The organism is Olivibacter sitiensis DSM 17696 (assembly GCF_000427965.1).
Taxonomy (GTDB): Bacteria; Bacteroidota; Bacteroidia; order Sphingobacteriales; family Sphingobacteriaceae; genus Olivibacter; species Olivibacter sitiensis.
Map to the genome: position 1 here is coordinate 48,364 of NZ_ATZA01000006.1, position 14,915 is coordinate 63,278.

Consider the following 14,915-nt stretch of genomic DNA (forward strand, 5'->3'; position numbering starts at 1 on the left):
AATCAGGTTGAAAAAAGAAAGGCCAGCGGAAACCCACCGGCCTTTAGTAGCGGGGACACGACTCGAACGTGTGTCCGCCTTTGGCGGATATGGGCCCGACGAGCTGCCAGAGTTCCACTTGCACTGGATATTTCAAACCCAACCGACTCGAACGTGCGGCCCAGCGGGCGTACCGGTCTATCCGTTATCGTTCCGGTTGACGATGTCCCTTATGAACCGCCGTCCGGCCCCGGACTTGAGTTGTTTCTCCCTTTTCATGGCCTCCTGTTTTGTTCTGAAGATCTCCATGTGTACGACCTCCCACGGCCTGAACCTGACTGTCCATCCCTTTTTTCCGAGCTCGTTGTGCGATCTGAGCCTTTCTGGGAGGTTGGAGGTGAAGCCGATATATATCTTGTCGTGTTTCTCGGAGTACAGGACGTATACGGTAAATGTCTTGTCCATGGTGAAATCAGGTTGAAAAAAGAAAGGCCAGCGGAAACCCACTGGCCTTTAGTAGCGGGGACACGACTCGAACGTGTGACCTTCGGGTTATGAGCCCGACGAGCTACCAACTGCTCCACCCCGCAATATATCTTTGATAATCTTATTGCTCTATTTCAAATATTTAACCAATCTACACAAAATTTGTTTTTAAAAAATGCTTCTTAAAGCATGAAAACAAATATTTGTTTTTCGTTTGATTGGAGTGCAAAGATATATTTTGTTTCTTTGCTGTGCAAATAAAAAATGAAAAAAATGGAGCACAAAGCAGGATTCGTGAGTATAGTAGGGAAACCCAATGCGGGTAAGTCTACTCTAATGAACTCATTAGTAGGGGAGAAGATGTCAATCGTGACGCCTAAGGCACAAACTACAAGACACCGTATTTTGGGTATCGTTAATGCCGAAGACTACCAGATTATCTTTTCTGATACTCCAGGGGTAATAAAACCCGTCTATAGTCTCCAGGAATCCATGATGAGCTTTGTTAACGGATCGTTGGTAGATGCAGATGTCATCTTGTTTGTGACCGATATTCATGAGCGGTATGATGAAGAAGACGTGCTCGAACGCTTGCGTAAGACCAATTCACCAATTGTAGTGCTTATCAATAAGATCGATAAATCCAATGAGCAAGAGGTGAAGGAAAAAATTGCCTACTGGCAGGAAAAGCTTCAGCCACAGGCCATATTTGCCATTTCGGCCCTCCATGGCCATAATATACATGGCATAATGGACTTCGTATTGGAAAATCTGCCTATTCACCCGCCATTCTATGCCAAGGATGAGTTGACCGATAAAACCGAACGTTTTTTTGTTTCGGAAATGATACGGGAAAAGATCTTCAAGCTTTATGAGAAGGAAATTCCATATAGTACGGAGGTCGTGGTGACTTCTTTTAAAGAGGAAGAGAACATTATAAAGATCAGTGCTGAAATCATTGTTGAGCGCGACTCGCAAAAGAACATCATTATTGGTAAGGCTGGTGCCATGATCAAGAAAGTGGGGACCTATGCCCGGCAGGATATGGAAGAGTTTCTCCAGAAAAAGGTATTCTTGGAACTGTTCGTAAAAGTGATTCCAGACTGGCGAAGCAAAAAGAATTACTTGAAGAGTTTTGGGTACGAGCAATAGTGTTGAACCTGCGTTCCGTTTTGGGCATTGGAATTGAATTCATAAATCACTAAATTTGCTTATCTCCAAAAGAGAGGTGGGCCATGCAAGACAATTTAGAGGAAATATTGCTTTCTAGAAAAATCCATCCAACGGCCATGCGCCTGTTGGTCTTGGATGAGCTGAGCAAGAGCGAGTCGGCATTGAGCTTGAATGACTTGGAAGGCCATTTTGAAAGAGCAGACCGCGTAACATTGTATCGCACCCTCAAAACCTTTGAGAAGCATAAATTGGTGCATCGCATTGAAGACGGAACGGGAGCACTTAAATATGCGCTCTGTGAGGCTAGTTGCGACTGTGCTCCACAAGATCTGCATGCACACTTTCACTGCAATAAATGTCAATCTACCTTTTGCCTCAAGGATTATCACCTAAGCCAAATGAAAACCCCGAACAATTTTCAGGTGGAAGAAATAAGCCTTGTCATTAAGGGGCTTTGCGAGCAATGTTCACATGTGAACTAAACTTTGCAATCGCATTGCATCCTTATCTCCTTACCTTTGTCAATATCAGCAATCGGGATCGATATGGAAAATCTAGTGCCTGCCAAAGTAAAGAAACCAACATGTGCTTGTTGCAGCGATGAAGTACATACACACGTTCACCAACATGGAGGAAGCCATAGTTCGATGGAAGGGCACGACCACGACCATAATCACGATACCAGTGGTTTAGGGTGGAAAGCCTATTTGCCGGCAAGCATTAGTTTTGTTTTATTGGGTATAGGCCTATTGCTCGATTATGTTGTCGAATTTCCGATATTCAGAGGCTACGTACGTTTTGTCTGGTATGCCCTTGCCTATATGCCCGTAGCTTGGCCAGTCGTTCGAGACGCTTGGGCAACGATCAGGCATTTGGATTTTTTCAATGAATTTACCCTAATGGTATTGGCGACGTTTGGAGCGTTCTATATTGGCGAATATCCGGAAGGGGTCGCGGTTATGCTCTTTTACGCATTGGGCGAACTTTTTCAATCAGCGGCAGTTACACGTGCCAGAAGCAACATAAAGGCGTTATTGGATATACGCCCCAAACGTGCCACGGTAAAGAGGGGAGCAGGCTTCATACAAGTAAATCCCGAAGAAGTACAGGTGGGCGAATTGCTACAGGTAAAAGTAGGAGAACGTGTGCCATTGGATGGCATCATCCTATCAGAGCAAGCTCAGCTCGATACGGCGGCCATAACGGGTGAAGGTAGGCCCAAGGTTTATAGGCGGGGAGAGGGGGTGCTTGCTGGAATGGTTGTATTGGATAGGGTTATAGAACTTAAAACTGAAAAGCTTTACGCTGACAGCTCCATAGCGCGTATCTTGGATATGGTGCAGCATGCTTCAAGTCGCAAAGCAAAAACCGAGCTGCTTATTCGTCGCTTTGCCAAAATCTACACCCCAATCGTGTTTTTTTTGGCGCTATTGGTAGTTTGTATACCCTATTTTTTTGTTGCCAGCTATAATTTCCATGATTGGCTATACAGGGGCCTGGTTTTTCTGGTCATATCGTGTCCATGTGCATTAGTGATATCCATTCCCCTCGGATTTTTCGGGGGCATAGGTGCGGCCTCTAGAAATGGCATTCTTTTCAAGGGAGCCAATTTTCTGGAGAGCCTGACCAAAGTAAACACCGTGGTGATGGATAAAACTGGAACTATCACAAAGGGAACATTTGCCGTAAACTATATGGAAACGGTACTTGATAAAGTGGAGTTTATGGCTTATCTCCAACATTTGGAAAGGCAATCAAATCATCCAATAGCAAAGGCGATACTAAATTACACTGGATCGGCAGAGCATGTTTTTGAGGTAGAGGAAGTGAAGGAGATAGCAGGGCATGGCATAGAGGCATTGGTGAATGGGAGGTGGGCGCTTGCTGGCAATGCCAAACTGCTAGAGCGATACGGTATTGCCTATCCAGAACAATTGAATATGGAGGTTGATACAGTAGTATTGCTTGCCTTGGACAAGGAATATGTTGGTTTCGTGCGTTTGGCCGATGAGCTCAAGGAAGATATAGTGGGTGGATTGCTGGCCTTGCGCAAAGAGGGCGTGAAAGAGTTGGTTCTATTGAGCGGAGATAGCGACGGCATTGTGCAAAAAACAGCCCTTTATTTAAAGCTAGACCGTGCATTTGGGAATTTGCTGCCCGAACAAAAAGTGGAAAACATAGAGGCGCTGAAAAAAGACAAACATAGGGTGATTGCTTTTGTGGGCGATGGTATCAACGATGCACCTGTCTTGGCCATCAGCGATGTTGGGATAGCCATGGGGGCCATGGGGAGCGATGTGGCCATAGAAACGGCCGATGTGGTTATTCAGGATGATCGGTTTGAAAAAGTGGCGACTTCCATCAAAATTGGAAAAGCTACAAAGGCCATCGTTTATCAAAATATAGTATTGGCTTTTGGCGTAAAGTTGTTGGTATTGCTTCTGGGTGCTAGTGGAATGGCCACCATGTGGGGAGCGGTCTTTGCCGATGTGGGGGTTGCTTTATTAGCCATATTGAATGCCGTACGTATACAGAATATGAAATTCGACTAACGACATTTACCCAGGTATATAAGGTACATCGCGATGGTACGAAAGAACCATCAGTGACAATTGCCTCATCATCGGAAACTAGAAAAAGCGGTTTCCCCCAAGTAACCAAATCGGGCAATAGGCTAATCTTCGCTTGGTCTGACGATAAGGAGAAAACCATCAAGATGGCCAGCCTATCCCTTTAGTCATTAATACTTGCGAATTGCTTAGCATTAATTGCCTTGTTTTTCGCTGTCCAACAGCATGTTGGCCAGACGTTCGTCGCGTTTGTAGATGTCTTTCCTGAAATTGAGGCGACCGTTTTTGTCAATAAAGGCCGTGAAATAGGCAATAAAAACAGGCAGGGTAGGGTTCAAAGTGACATATTTTTCCTTTCCGGCGTGCATGGTGGCACGGATGGCTTCCGGTGTCCATGTCGAGTCCCTTCTCAGCAAGAAATTGGCCAGCTTCTCCGGCTCGCTCACGCGTATGCAGCCATGACTGAATGCCCTACTATCCTGGCTGAATAACGACTTGGCGGGCGTATCGTGCAGATAGATGTTGTAGCTATTGGGAAATAAAAACTTGACCAATCCGAGGGAATTGTTGGGGCCGGGCTTTTGCCTTACTACAGGTAGGCCACCGCTGTTGCCCGTTATTTCCATATTATGGCGCGCGATGTAATTGCTGTTTTTCTTCATCCCGGGAACCACCTCGTTCCGCACGATACTGGGAGGCACATTCCAATAGGGGCTAAAGACCACATATTTCACCTGATTGGAGAAGATGACGGTTTTGTGCACTGCCTGTCCTACCACCACATTGCAGTCCCAATCGAGCTGGCCATCTCTGTATACGTGAAGTTTGAATTCAGGGATATTCACTGCGAGGTAATCCGTAGAAAGATCAACGGGTAGCCAACGGCAGCGTTCCATATTGACCATGATTTGCCTGAGACGAGCCTTTGGAGAGATATTCAGTTCAGTCAATGTACCAGGACCTATGCTGCCATCATCAGCCAAACCATGCCGTTGTTGAAAGAGATGTACAGCCTTTACGAAGATACTGTCGTAGTAGGTGCTTTGGCGGACAGTATCCTTATAATCGCCCAACAGGAATAGTCTTTCCCGTAGTTGGGGCAGTAGTGTGGACGAATCTCTAGGCTTAATGGATTTTTTGTCTAAGGCCAATTGCGGCCACTCCCTGTTTTCCAGTTTGCGGTACTGCAAGAGGTAGTGCCGCAATTTTTCATATTGCCGATAGACGGGTTCTATGGCCATGTCGTCACTATCGAGCGGTTTTTGCAATAAGCTATCCAGATAGTCTTCATAAGAAACCTTTTTTCTGGTCACGAACCATTCGTTCTTTTTGCTGGCATCGGCATCCATGCCTTCCCAGGCCATATGGGCAAATACGAAATACTGTGCCGTCAGCATCAGTTCGAGATCCGTAAGCGTATCATCTCCCAGATGTCCATAATTGTGCAGGAGCGAATCGAGCGCCTCGCGGTAAGGTATATCCTTTTCCAGTCCTTCATCTCTTAGATGGAGCATCCTATCGGCAAGGTTGTCCGCTTGCTCAATCAATCCTTCTTGGTCGTACCAGGCATAGGTATATTGCCTCTTGCTGTAGAATTGCTTCATGGAAGAGCTGTAGCTGCTAAACAGGGGGTAGGTAGAAAGGAATTGATCTAACGCCAGACTGTCAAATTTAAGTGTTTTTTGGTTGCTAAAGCTTCCAGGTATGGTCTTATCCCACTCCAGCAGGGAACTTTGCTTTAGGGAGTCGGCCTTTTCCTTTCTGCTTTTCCGTTTCTCTACATTGGTACAGGTAATAACCAGAAATAGCAAAGTGACTATATAGATGGTATTATTGACTACGTATTTCCTTTTCATGAACTCCTATTTGAATGGTTGTTGGTTCTTTTTTACTTTTTCATTCCTATCATCACCACGAAATTGTGGTAACGATAAATACAGTCCACTTCGGTGAAGCCCACCTTTTGCAGTTCATTGAGTTGCCAGGTGAGCGGAGCAAAGCGATCTAGTTCAGTCCTTTTGAAAGCATTCCTAATAGCCTCTTGATCGAGACCCGACTCAATGACCGCTTTTTTCCAAGACTCTTTGTAGAAATTGTCCAATGCATCGGTACGGCCTTTCACCTGGTCGGCATTGATGAACAATCCGTCAGGGTTAAGCGCTTCGTATATCCGCTCATATAGCTTGGCTTTCTCGTCGTTTTCCAAGTGATGGATGGAAAGGGCAGATACGATAATGTCGTATTTTCCAGGTAATTTTTTATTGCTGTAATCCGTTTCCAGGTATTGAAAATTACCTAGTCCAGCGAAGCGTTCTTTTGCCACTTCCAACATCTCCGGCGAGATGTCCAGCAGAGTGAAACGCAATTTTGGATTGGCCTGGTAAATATGGTAAGAAAACAAACCGGTACCTGCTCCGATATCCAGTAGGCTTTCGCCAGCTTTTCGCTCTTTGAGGAGGGGCAATGCTATGCTATAAAAATCGTTATAGCAAGGTATTAGGTAAGCCCGCTGCTGGTCATACTTCTGTGATATTTCGCTGAAACGCCTTCGTATTTCATCCATATGCTTGTCAAGGACTGATTAGAAAACTAAGGTAATGAAATATTTTGTGCAATGACAAATCTAAGAAGAATGGTTTTATCGCACTGTATTATTCCTGTTTCTGTGCGTTTCCATCATCGCCATGTCTTTTTCCTTTTTTTGCCAACTATTTTCAAGCTGTGGGGTTATCTTTATATCATTCCAAATCAAAATAACAAAATATGAGCTATCAACATATTCGCGAATTGCTGGGAGCAAAGGCAGATGAGCTTTTGCAGCATGAATGTAAGACTATTGACAAGTCAGCACTGCACTTGCCATCGCCCGATTTTATCGATCAAGTATTTGCGCAGTCCAACAGGAATGCCCATGTACTACGTTCATTGGAATCTATTCGTAATCATGGCCGTTTGGCAGGCACGGGCTATATTTCCATCTTGCCGGTTGATCAGGGAATAGAGCATACCGCTGGTGCTTCTTTTGCTGCTAACCCCGCCTATTTCGACCCTGAAAACATCATCAAATTGGCTATAGAAGGAGGCTGCAATGCCGTAGCAACTACGTTTGGCAACTTAGCCATGATGTCCAGAAAGTATGCTCATAAGATTCCTTTTGTCGTCAAGATAAATCACAACGAATTGCTTACCTATCCTACGAAATACAACCAGATCATGTTTGGATCCGTCGAGGATGCCTGGAATCTAGGGGCCGTAGCGGTGGGAGCTACCATCTATTTTGGATCCGAGGAATCCAGCAGGCAGATCGTAGAGGTGGCAGAAGCCTTCGAGAGGGCGCATGAATTGGGTATGGTAACCATATTGTGGTGCTATACGCGGAACAATGCCTTTAAGAAAGACGGGGTGAACTATGAGACAGCGGCCGATGTGACTGCACAGGCCAACCACATAGGGGCAACCATACAGGCCGATATCCTGAAACAGAAACTTCCTGAGAGCAACGGTGGATTTACGGCGATCAATTTTGCCAAGAGCGATCCTAGGATGTACAGTGAGCTGAGCAGTGACCACCCGATCGACCTCTGTCGTTATCAGGTAGCCAATGGCTATATGGGACGTGCTGGGTTGATCAATTCTGGGGGTGAATCAAAAGGAGCTACGGATCTGGCCGATGCGGTGCGCAGTGCCGTCATTAACAAAAGGGCCGGTGGCACGGGACTGATTTTGGGACGTAAGGCTTTTCAGCGGCCTATGCAAGAGGGTATAGCACTTTTGAATGCCGTGCAGGATGTATACCTTGCGTCAGAGGTGACCATCGCCTAGCGTTGCATGAAGAGGGCTGCTGTATCGGTTTTAGTTTTCACTTTTGAATTTTTACTTTTACGCCCTCATGGGATATAAAAGCTTGGCCGAATGCGTGGCCGATTTGGAAAAACATGGGCATTTGGTGCGCGTGAAGGAAGAGGTAGATCCTTATTTGGAAATGGCAGCTATTCATCTTCGGGTGTATGCTCAACAAGGACCTGCACTGCTGTTCGAAAATATCAAAGGGAGTAAGTTTCCCGCTGTTTCCAACCTTTTCGGTACCTTGGATCGGGCTAAATTCATGTTTCGCGATTCGCTCGATCAGGTAAAGATGCTGGTCGACGTGAAGATGGATCCCATGCAGGCGCTTAAAAACCCCTTTAAGTATGCCGGCGCTTCCATGCAAGCCTTATCGGCGCTTCCCATGAAGGTAGGAAAATCTGCGCCTATCCATTTCGGCAGAGCCAAAATCAGTGATTTACCCCAGATCGTCAATTGGCCCATGGATGGAGGGCCATTTGTCACCATGCCTCAGGTGTACACCGAAGATGTGACCAAGCCCGGTATCATGAACGCTAATTTGGGTATGTATCGCATTCAGCTCTCGGGAAATGAATATGCGCAAGACAAGGAGGTGGGGCTTCATTATCAATTACACCGGGGGATAGGCATACATCAGGGCAAAGCCAATGCCTTGGGAAAGCCGCTCAAGGTGAGTATTTTCGTTGGTGGCCCACCTTCGCATCCACTTTCTGCCGTGATGCCCTTGCCCGAAGGGCTTTCGGAGATGACCTTTGCCGGCGCGTTGGGCAATAGGCGCTTCCGCTATTTTTATGACGATGAGGGATTTGCCGTTTCTGCGGACGCCGATTTTGTGATAACAGGCACGGTGTACCCCGAAGATAACAAACCCGAGGGACCCTTCGGCGATCACATTGGCTACTACAGCCTGGTGCATCCATTTCCCTTGATGAAGGTCCATCGGGTATATCATCGCAAAAACCCTATTTGGTCGTTCACCGTAGTGGGCAGGCCACCGCAAGAGGATACCAGTTTTGGCGCTTTGATTCACGAGATAACGGGCAAGGCCATGCCCAAGGAAATCAATGGCGTGCATGCCGTACATGCCGTGGATGCCGCGGGGGTACATCCCTTGCTCTTTGCCATTGGATCGGAAAGGTACACACCTTATCTGAAGACACAGAGACCACAGGAAATACTAACTATAGCCAATCAGATCTTGGGTAAGAACCAGCTCAGTCTTGCCAAATACCTCTTTATATCGGCCTATGAGGATAATCCGAGTTTGGATATCCATGATATTCCTGCCTTTTTCAGGCACATTTTCGAGCGTTTCGACCCTACTAGGGATTTGCATTTCCATACCAAGACGACTATTGATACCCTGGACTACAGTGGCGATGGACTCAATGCGGGTTCTAAGGTTGTCTTTGCTGCTGCAGGAGATAAGGTGCGCGATCTGTGGACGGAATTGCCAGCTGGTTTTGCCTTGCCACGGCCTTTTGATCGTTTCAAATTGGCCATGCCGGGCATATTGGTCGTGGAGGGTAGCGCTTTTGTCGATTATGTTACGGAGCAGGCGCATATGGAGGCGTTTTCAAAGGCCGCTGCCGGTGTAGATTTTTTTGGCATAGGGCTCATCATCGTGGCTGATGATGCCGCATTTGCTGCGGAAAACGAGAACAACTTGGTTTGGGTTGCCTTTACCAGGAGCAATCCCTCGCATGACATCTATGGCATAGATAGCTTTACGGAGTTCAAGCATTGGGGCTGTCGTGGCCCTGTTATTATTGATGCCAGAATAAAGCCCCACCATGCGCCCCCTTTGGAGATGCCTATCGAGGTAGAGCGCAAAGTAGATCTTCTGGGGACAAAAGGAAAATCACTTTACGGTCTTGTCTGATTTTGGTCCCCTCTTGTAAATGATCAATCCGTTCAGGAAATTGCGGAGTATCTGGTCGCCACAGGGTTTGAAGTTGGGGTGGTCTTCTTTGCGGAAGATGGCGCTCAGTTCCGTTTTAGTTACCCGAAAATCAACTAATGCCAATATCTTTACGATATCGTCATCCGTTAACTTTAAAGCTACCCGTAGCTTTTTCATGATATCATTATTGCTCATGGTATGGTGTTTTGTTATCTGGAAACTTCAATTTTGATTTTCTTGCCCTTTATTTTTTCGTTCTTCAATGCATGCAGGATTGATTCCACCTTATCGCGTTGAACGGCTGCATAGGATGAGTGATCCAAGACCTCTATAAGCCCCAACTCTTCCTTGGCCAATCCGCCCTTTTTCAGCAATAGCCCCACAATGTCCACCTTGTTTATTTTTTCTTTTTTACCTGCCGCAATATAAAGGGTAGTCCACGGCGACGGTGCAGGCAAAGTAGGCCTTTCTGTTAGCTCCTCTATTTCCGGTAGTTCGTTCAGGTATTCTGGTTTCTTGTCCGGTTCCAGAAATAGGTAAGAGGTGCCCTCGGCGTGCATCCTCGCGGTACGCCCATTGCGATGCAAGAAGGCCTCTTCGGTATGGGGGAGCTGGTAGTGCACGACATGCTCGATTTCCGGGATGTCCAGGCCGCGAGAAGCTAGGTCGGTCGTAATCAGTATCCTGTGGCTGCCGTTTCGGAACTTAAGCAATGCCCGTTCGCGATCGTCCTGCTCCATACCCCCGTGAAAAATATCATGTGCCAGGTTTCTGTCCCACAGGAGGTCACTGATGCGTTCTACTGCTTCGCGGTGATTGCAAAAAACCAGTGTAGGCTTGTCGCTTATTTTGCAGATCAGGGCAAACAGCGCATCCAGTTTATCGGCAGCCCTAGCGATTACCGCCTTTTGTTTCAGGTTGGGTATCGATGCGGTATGCGTCAAATAATCCAGTATTATGGGCTTGGAGATGCCTGTAAAGGCAGGGATCTCATCCATTTGGGTGGCCGATGTGAGCATGCGTTTTTTGATGTGGGGCAGCTGCCTGATGATATAGGCCATGTCCTCCTGAAAACCAAATTCGAGCGCCTTGTCAAATTCGTCCAATATTAAGATGTTGATCGTAGACGTGTCAAAGCTTCCGCGACGTAGGTGGTGAGCAATGCGGCCCGGTGTACCGATCAGGACCGCTGGCGGCTGCGATAGGTTGTTCATCTCAATCTTCAACGGATGGCCTCCATAGCAACAATTGACCTTGAAACCACTGCCCATGCTTCTGAATACCTGCTCTATTTGAAGGGCAAGCTCTCTCGAAGGTACCAGTATCATGGCCTGAACGGTCGGTACGCTTGGATCAAGCAAGTGCAGCAGTGGCAGAAGGAAACCCAATGTTTTGCCAGAGCCCGTTGGCGAAAGCAGGATGATGTCGTTTTTTTCGGCAGCATCGATAGCCGACTGCTGCATGTCGTTAAGGGCATTGATTTTCAGATTTTCAAGAGCTTGCTTTATCATGTGCTGCATATGGATTAAGCGTCAAAGATAAGGTAAAACGATGGGGCTGGATAATTTTTAGATTATTTATCTGTTATTGAAAGTCATTTTTAGAGGCTGGCAATTTAATTGCGTCGAAAGACCAAGAACACCATTGTGCCATTGAGATAGCCTGTGTGATGTATGGATTTTGGTGGCTTATGATAGGAGTTTTGCACTTATGTTTATATTTGCGACAATTTGAATTTACCGACCCGTGATGAAATACTATATAATACCCTTGTTTGTGTTCTTCTTGTTGTTCAATATTCCCCATTCATGGTCGCAATCTTCCGACACCTTGCAAACTGATAGCAACAAGGTCTATCCACAGGGTGGTTTGGTTGATGCGGCTCGGTTCGTAGACGGCGTGGCGCATACCGTTATATCTCCTGTGCATTGGAAGGGTAAAGATTGGGTGAACGTAGGCGGCGTGGTGGCCGGCACGGCATTGTCTACCCTGTTGGATAAACCTGTTCGCTCCCTGATGCGGGATCAGGAGGGCAGGGTATGGAACGGTATAGAGCGTGTTGGATTCCATTATGGCAAGCCGTATGCTGCATTTATCATGACGGGTGGCTTCTACCTCACTGGGGTAATCTTCAAGAACGAGTGGGCAAAGGAAACAGGGCTGATATTGGGTGCTGCCTATCTGACCAGCGGTGCCCTACAGACCTTGATGAAAACAGCCGTGGGTAGGGCAAGGCCCGGTACGGAAGTAGGACCTTGGGCGTTTGATCCTTTTTCCGAGTCTCCAGCTTACCACTCTTTCCCTTCCGGGCACATACAGATAGCCATGGTGAGTGCCTTGGTGCTTGGCCATCGTGCCCACAATCCTTGGCTGAAAGGCTTATTGTATGCAACAGGAGCCACCACCTTTGTAGGCAGATTGCATACGGATGCGCACTGGATGTCTGATATGGTTTTTGGTACGGCTATTTCCTATTTTTGTACGAGAGCTGTTATCAATAGGATGGATTCAAACCATCAAGATCACATCTTTGGTAAAAAGAAAAACCCGATTACCTGGCAGTTGAGCCCAGCCTTGCAAGGAATTGCCTTGAGGGGAACATTTTAACGGACGTGTCTACAACTCCACGCCAACCCTTAAGGCCTTGAGTCCGCTTATTCCTTGTAACTCTTCGAGTTCTACTTTTTCGAGATCATCTTTCAGTATCTTTTTCCCTTGAAGATAGGATATATATGATCCGTATTCGTTCATGTCCTCTTCGTTTAGGAATACGATGGCGATTTTATCAGGTTGCGTCAGTCTTTCTTCCGAATCTTTCAGTCGGATTTTGTCAATCCGCTTTTTCACAATTTGATACCGTATGTTGTACGCCCCCTCTACATCAAAGCGCCTTTCGTCCATACGGAAACTGATATCTATGGCTGACGAGTTGACAAAGATCAGTTGGGTGGTTTCCAATGCACGAGGCATATTCGGGACGATCTTGCTAGTCAGTTTGGTTATGGCAGCCATAGCGCTCAATTGCCATAGCCTGATGTTTTTTAGGTAGAGGTGATCGAAATGCTTATTGGGGCATATGGACTGGCCTATGTAAATATCGTATTCAACACCATCTGTCCTGAACTTTTCAAAATAGCAAGGATAGGATTGCTGCACCTCGTTGTTGAAGAGATCCAGATAGCCATTGATGGCGGCATTGACCATTTCTATGGATGACTCCAATGCCCGCCTTTGTGCAAAGCAAGCCCCCGTTTCAGGGTGTGTCTCTTTTTCGTAATGGGCTATGATTTCTCCTGCCTTTGGAATGATGGTTTTGAATACATCCAGACTTCGCTGGGTCTCCACCTCGATGAAGTGCTTCAGCCTATGCCTGATGTTGTCTATCGGCTCTGTGGCCAATTGTTGCAACCAAATCTCACAGTTGTATGTTATCTCATCAATGATGGCAATATTTAACAAGTCGTTTAGCTTGTGAAGCGTCTCTATGAGCAGTTCCAATTGAAGCCTGAGGTCGTTAATATAGGCGGCATTGCGTTCTATGGTAGAGTTGCGGATATCAATGGCGCCATATAAAGGGTAGACATCCTTGAAAAGGATAGGGCGAATGGTGGGTTTGGCTCCTTCTATTCTAGATTGTTTGAGGTAGTTCCATGCTTCCTCCATGAATTTCCATTCTACTGCGGGTTTTAGGGACGTGAATTTTTCCTTGATGATGCTTTCTATCTGATTGTTGAAAAGCTGTGTCTTGTCATATAGGAATTGCGCCAATAGCGATAAAACAGGTCTGAATCGAGCAAGTTGGGAACGGTCTATATAGTCGTCCATACTGTATATTTCCAGCAATCCCACTACTTGCTTGTAATGGTAGAGAGGGACACAAACGTATGATTTGATATCCAAGTTGGGCAAGTTGACCTTTAGTAAAGGCATTGGCTCGGTATTTAAGCCCTCAACTTCATGTAAGATATTGACAGGCGTCTGTAGATACCTGTTGATTAATTCATGCCCCTGTTGTGCTCCCAAGCCGAGAGGAAGCTTGTCGAAGATGACGCTGCCTGCTACAAGTTCTTGGTCGTAAATGGGACTTCCATTGATTTTTAACAATGGCAAAAGCTTGATGTGTAGTTCTTTTCGCCCACTGAGGATGTGCAGAGCGTTTTCCATCTCATGGTAGTCTCGCGTATCCGTAGACGAATGGCTGTCCAGGATGAGATCCTTGATGGTCTCCACGGTATGCTCAACACCTACGTCGACCAGACTGATGATGGAAAAGCCCTCAAACCTGAACTTTTCTATGGGTAGCAATTCTTGCAGCTGCCGCCAATCCACTTCTTGAAGATTGTTCTGCCTGATTTGTTTGAAATTCAAGGGTGGCAAGTCTCCATTTGGGGAAACTTCGACAAATGTGTTATCTATCTTTACTTCAAAAAATAAGGGCAATGATGTGCAGTCGTCGGGACACGAATAGATAAAGTTCTCAAATTCGATGGCTGGAATCCCATAGAGCCGTTCCAATATCAGGGAGTACATTTGAGGCAATACCTTGGCTTCTTTCTTTTTGAGATAGTCTGTTCCCTCCTGATTGGTCAGTTCGGTATTGATGCGAGCGTAAAAGGTTTCCGTGCCAAAGAATATATTGGGATAAATAGGGAATGCCAAAGCCCAAAAAGTTTTGCTTTCGTCTTGCAGTGGAGAAATAAAAAGATTGGAAGCATAGGAAAACTCTTCCTTGAACTTGTCAACATTATCTATGCTCAATGGCCCAAATCGCTCTTCGGCCTTTCGGAATCTATCGAGTATAAAATCGAATATTTTTTGTTTGCTTGCTGAGCTGCTTGAACGCAACTCCTCCAGCCTTTTCAAAAAGGGGCGAATGGAAAGGCGTATTTCAGGCCCGTTTTCCAAACCATTCTCCTGAGGGAATAGCTGTAACAGTTTCGTCTCCATAGTTCAAATTC

The 14,915-nt window shown here is 46.2% G+C and carries 12 protein-coding genes and 1 tRNA gene; 6 read left to right on the forward strand and 7 right to left on the reverse strand.

All coding sequences use genetic code 11. The annotated features are described in order from the left end of the window. Positions 1-177: 177 nt before the first annotated feature. Positions 178-444, reverse strand: a complete 267-nt coding sequence (locus tag A37S_RS0104950) for a GIY-YIG nuclease family protein (protein ID WP_028296016.1) — start codon at positions 442-444, stop codon at positions 178-180. A gap of 52 nt (positions 445-496) precedes the next feature. Beyond that, positions 497-569: transfer RNA gene (locus A37S_RS0104955), tRNA-Met, on the reverse strand. A gap of 169 nt (positions 570-738) precedes the next feature. Between A37S_RS0104955 and era the strand changes: the two genes are divergently transcribed. The 3 genes from era to A37S_RS23685 all read left to right on the forward strand — a co-directional run bounded on the left by era (position 739) and on the right by A37S_RS23685 (position 4,190). Then, positions 739-1,617, forward strand: coding sequence for a GTPase Era (era, locus tag A37S_RS0104960; protein WP_028296017.1), 879 nt, complete (start codon positions 739-741; stop codon positions 1,615-1,617). Positions 1,618-1,700: 83 nt separating this feature from the next. Then, the gene (locus tag A37S_RS0104965; RefSeq protein ID WP_028296018.1) at positions 1,701-2,120 is read left to right on the forward strand and encodes a Fur family transcriptional regulator; all 420 of its coding nucleotides are present in this window, start codon (positions 1,701-1,703) and stop codon (positions 2,118-2,120) included. A gap of 63 nt (positions 2,121-2,183) precedes the next feature. Next, entirely contained in the window at positions 2,184-4,190 is a 2,007-nt protein-coding gene (locus A37S_RS23685; protein ID WP_084163760.1) for a heavy metal translocating P-type ATPase, read from the forward strand. 212 nt (positions 4,191-4,402) lie between these two features. Here the strand turns inward: A37S_RS23685 and A37S_RS0104975 are convergent, their stop codons facing one another. Then, on the reverse strand, positions 4,403-6,064 hold the full coding sequence (locus A37S_RS0104975; RefSeq protein ID WP_051292739.1) for a L,D-transpeptidase family protein: 1,662 nt from the start codon (positions 6,062-6,064) through the stop codon (positions 4,403-4,405). A gap of 32 nt (positions 6,065-6,096) precedes the next feature. Further along, positions 6,097-6,771: a class I SAM-dependent methyltransferase gene (locus A37S_RS0104980; protein WP_028296020.1), complete on the reverse strand. Its 675-nt coding sequence runs from the start codon at positions 6,769-6,771 to the stop codon at positions 6,097-6,099. Between the two features lie 200 nt (positions 6,772-6,971). Here A37S_RS0104980 and A37S_RS0104985 point away from each other — a divergent pair, with 200 nt between their 5' ends. Continuing rightward, the gene (locus tag A37S_RS0104985; RefSeq protein ID WP_028296021.1) at positions 6,972-8,030 is read left to right on the forward strand and encodes a class I fructose-bisphosphate aldolase; all 1,059 of its coding nucleotides are present in this window, start codon (positions 6,972-6,974) and stop codon (positions 8,028-8,030) included. A 67-nt stretch (positions 8,031-8,097) separates the two neighbouring features. Further along, the gene (locus tag A37S_RS0104990; protein ID WP_028296022.1) at positions 8,098-9,936 is read left to right on the forward strand and encodes a UbiD family decarboxylase; all 1,839 of its coding nucleotides are present in this window, start codon (positions 8,098-8,100) and stop codon (positions 9,934-9,936) included. Here A37S_RS0104990 and A37S_RS0104995 read toward each other — a convergent pair. Continuing rightward, entirely contained in the window at positions 9,916-10,152 is a 237-nt protein-coding gene (locus A37S_RS0104995) for a DUF1456 family protein (protein WP_028296023.1), read from the reverse strand. The two genes, A37S_RS0104990 and A37S_RS0104995, sit on opposite strands and share 21 nt — an antisense overlap. A 14-nt stretch (positions 10,153-10,166) precedes the next feature. Next, positions 10,167-11,468 carry a DEAD/DEAH box helicase gene (locus tag A37S_RS0105000; RefSeq protein WP_028296024.1) on the reverse strand — a complete coding sequence of 434 codons (1,302 nt, stop codon included), beginning with the start codon at positions 11,466-11,468 and terminating at the stop codon, positions 10,167-10,169. Between the two features lie 238 nt (positions 11,469-11,706). Here A37S_RS0105000 and A37S_RS23690 point away from each other — a divergent pair, with 238 nt between their 5' ends. Continuing rightward, positions 11,707-12,564 carry a phosphatase PAP2 family protein gene (locus tag A37S_RS23690; protein ID WP_051292740.1) on the forward strand — a complete coding sequence of 286 codons (858 nt, stop codon included), beginning with the start codon at positions 11,707-11,709 and terminating at the stop codon, positions 12,562-12,564. A 9-nt stretch (positions 12,565-12,573) separates the two neighbouring features. Here A37S_RS23690 and A37S_RS0105010 read toward each other — a convergent pair whose 3' ends face one another. Then, the gene (locus tag A37S_RS0105010) at positions 12,574-14,904 is read right to left on the reverse strand and encodes a hypothetical protein (RefSeq protein WP_028296025.1); all 2,331 of its coding nucleotides are present in this window, start codon (positions 14,902-14,904) and stop codon (positions 12,574-12,576) included. Positions 14,905-14,915: the final 11 nt, after the last annotated feature.

Coding starts and splice junctions, on each gene's coding strand:
- A37S_RS0104950 (WP_028296016.1), bottom strand. CDS start 444: ATGGACAAGACATTTACCGTATACGTCCTGTACTCCGAGAAACACGAC.
- era (WP_028296017.1), top strand. CDS start 739: ATGGAGCACAAAGCAGGATTCGTGAGTATAGTAGGGAAACCCAATGCG.
- A37S_RS0104965 (WP_028296018.1), top strand. CDS start 1,701: ATGCAAGACAATTTAGAGGAAATATTGCTTTCTAGAAAAATCCATCCA.
- A37S_RS23685 (WP_084163760.1), top strand. CDS start 2,184: ATGGAAAATCTAGTGCCTGCCAAAGTAAAGAAACCAACATGTGCTTGT.
- A37S_RS0104975 (WP_051292739.1), bottom strand. CDS start 6,064: ATGAAAAGGAAATACGTAGTCAATAATACCATCTATATAGTCACTTTG.
- A37S_RS0104980 (WP_028296020.1), bottom strand. CDS start 6,771: ATGGATGAAATACGAAGGCGTTTCAGCGAAATATCACAGAAGTATGAC.
- A37S_RS0104985 (WP_028296021.1), top strand. CDS start 6,972: ATGAGCTATCAACATATTCGCGAATTGCTGGGAGCAAAGGCAGATGAG.
- A37S_RS0104990 (WP_028296022.1), top strand. CDS start 8,098: ATGGGATATAAAAGCTTGGCCGAATGCGTGGCCGATTTGGAAAAACAT.
- A37S_RS0104995 (WP_028296023.1), bottom strand. CDS start 10,152: ATGAGCAATAATGATATCATGAAAAAGCTACGGGTAGCTTTAAAGTTA.
- A37S_RS0105000 (WP_028296024.1), bottom strand. CDS start 11,468: ATGATAAAGCAAGCTCTTGAAAATCTGAAAATCAATGCCCTTAACGAC.
- A37S_RS23690 (WP_051292740.1), top strand. CDS start 11,707: ATGAAATACTATATAATACCCTTGTTTGTGTTCTTCTTGTTGTTCAAT.
- A37S_RS0105010 (WP_028296025.1), bottom strand. CDS start 14,904: ATGGAGACGAAACTGTTACAGCTATTCCCTCAGGAGAATGGTTTGGAA.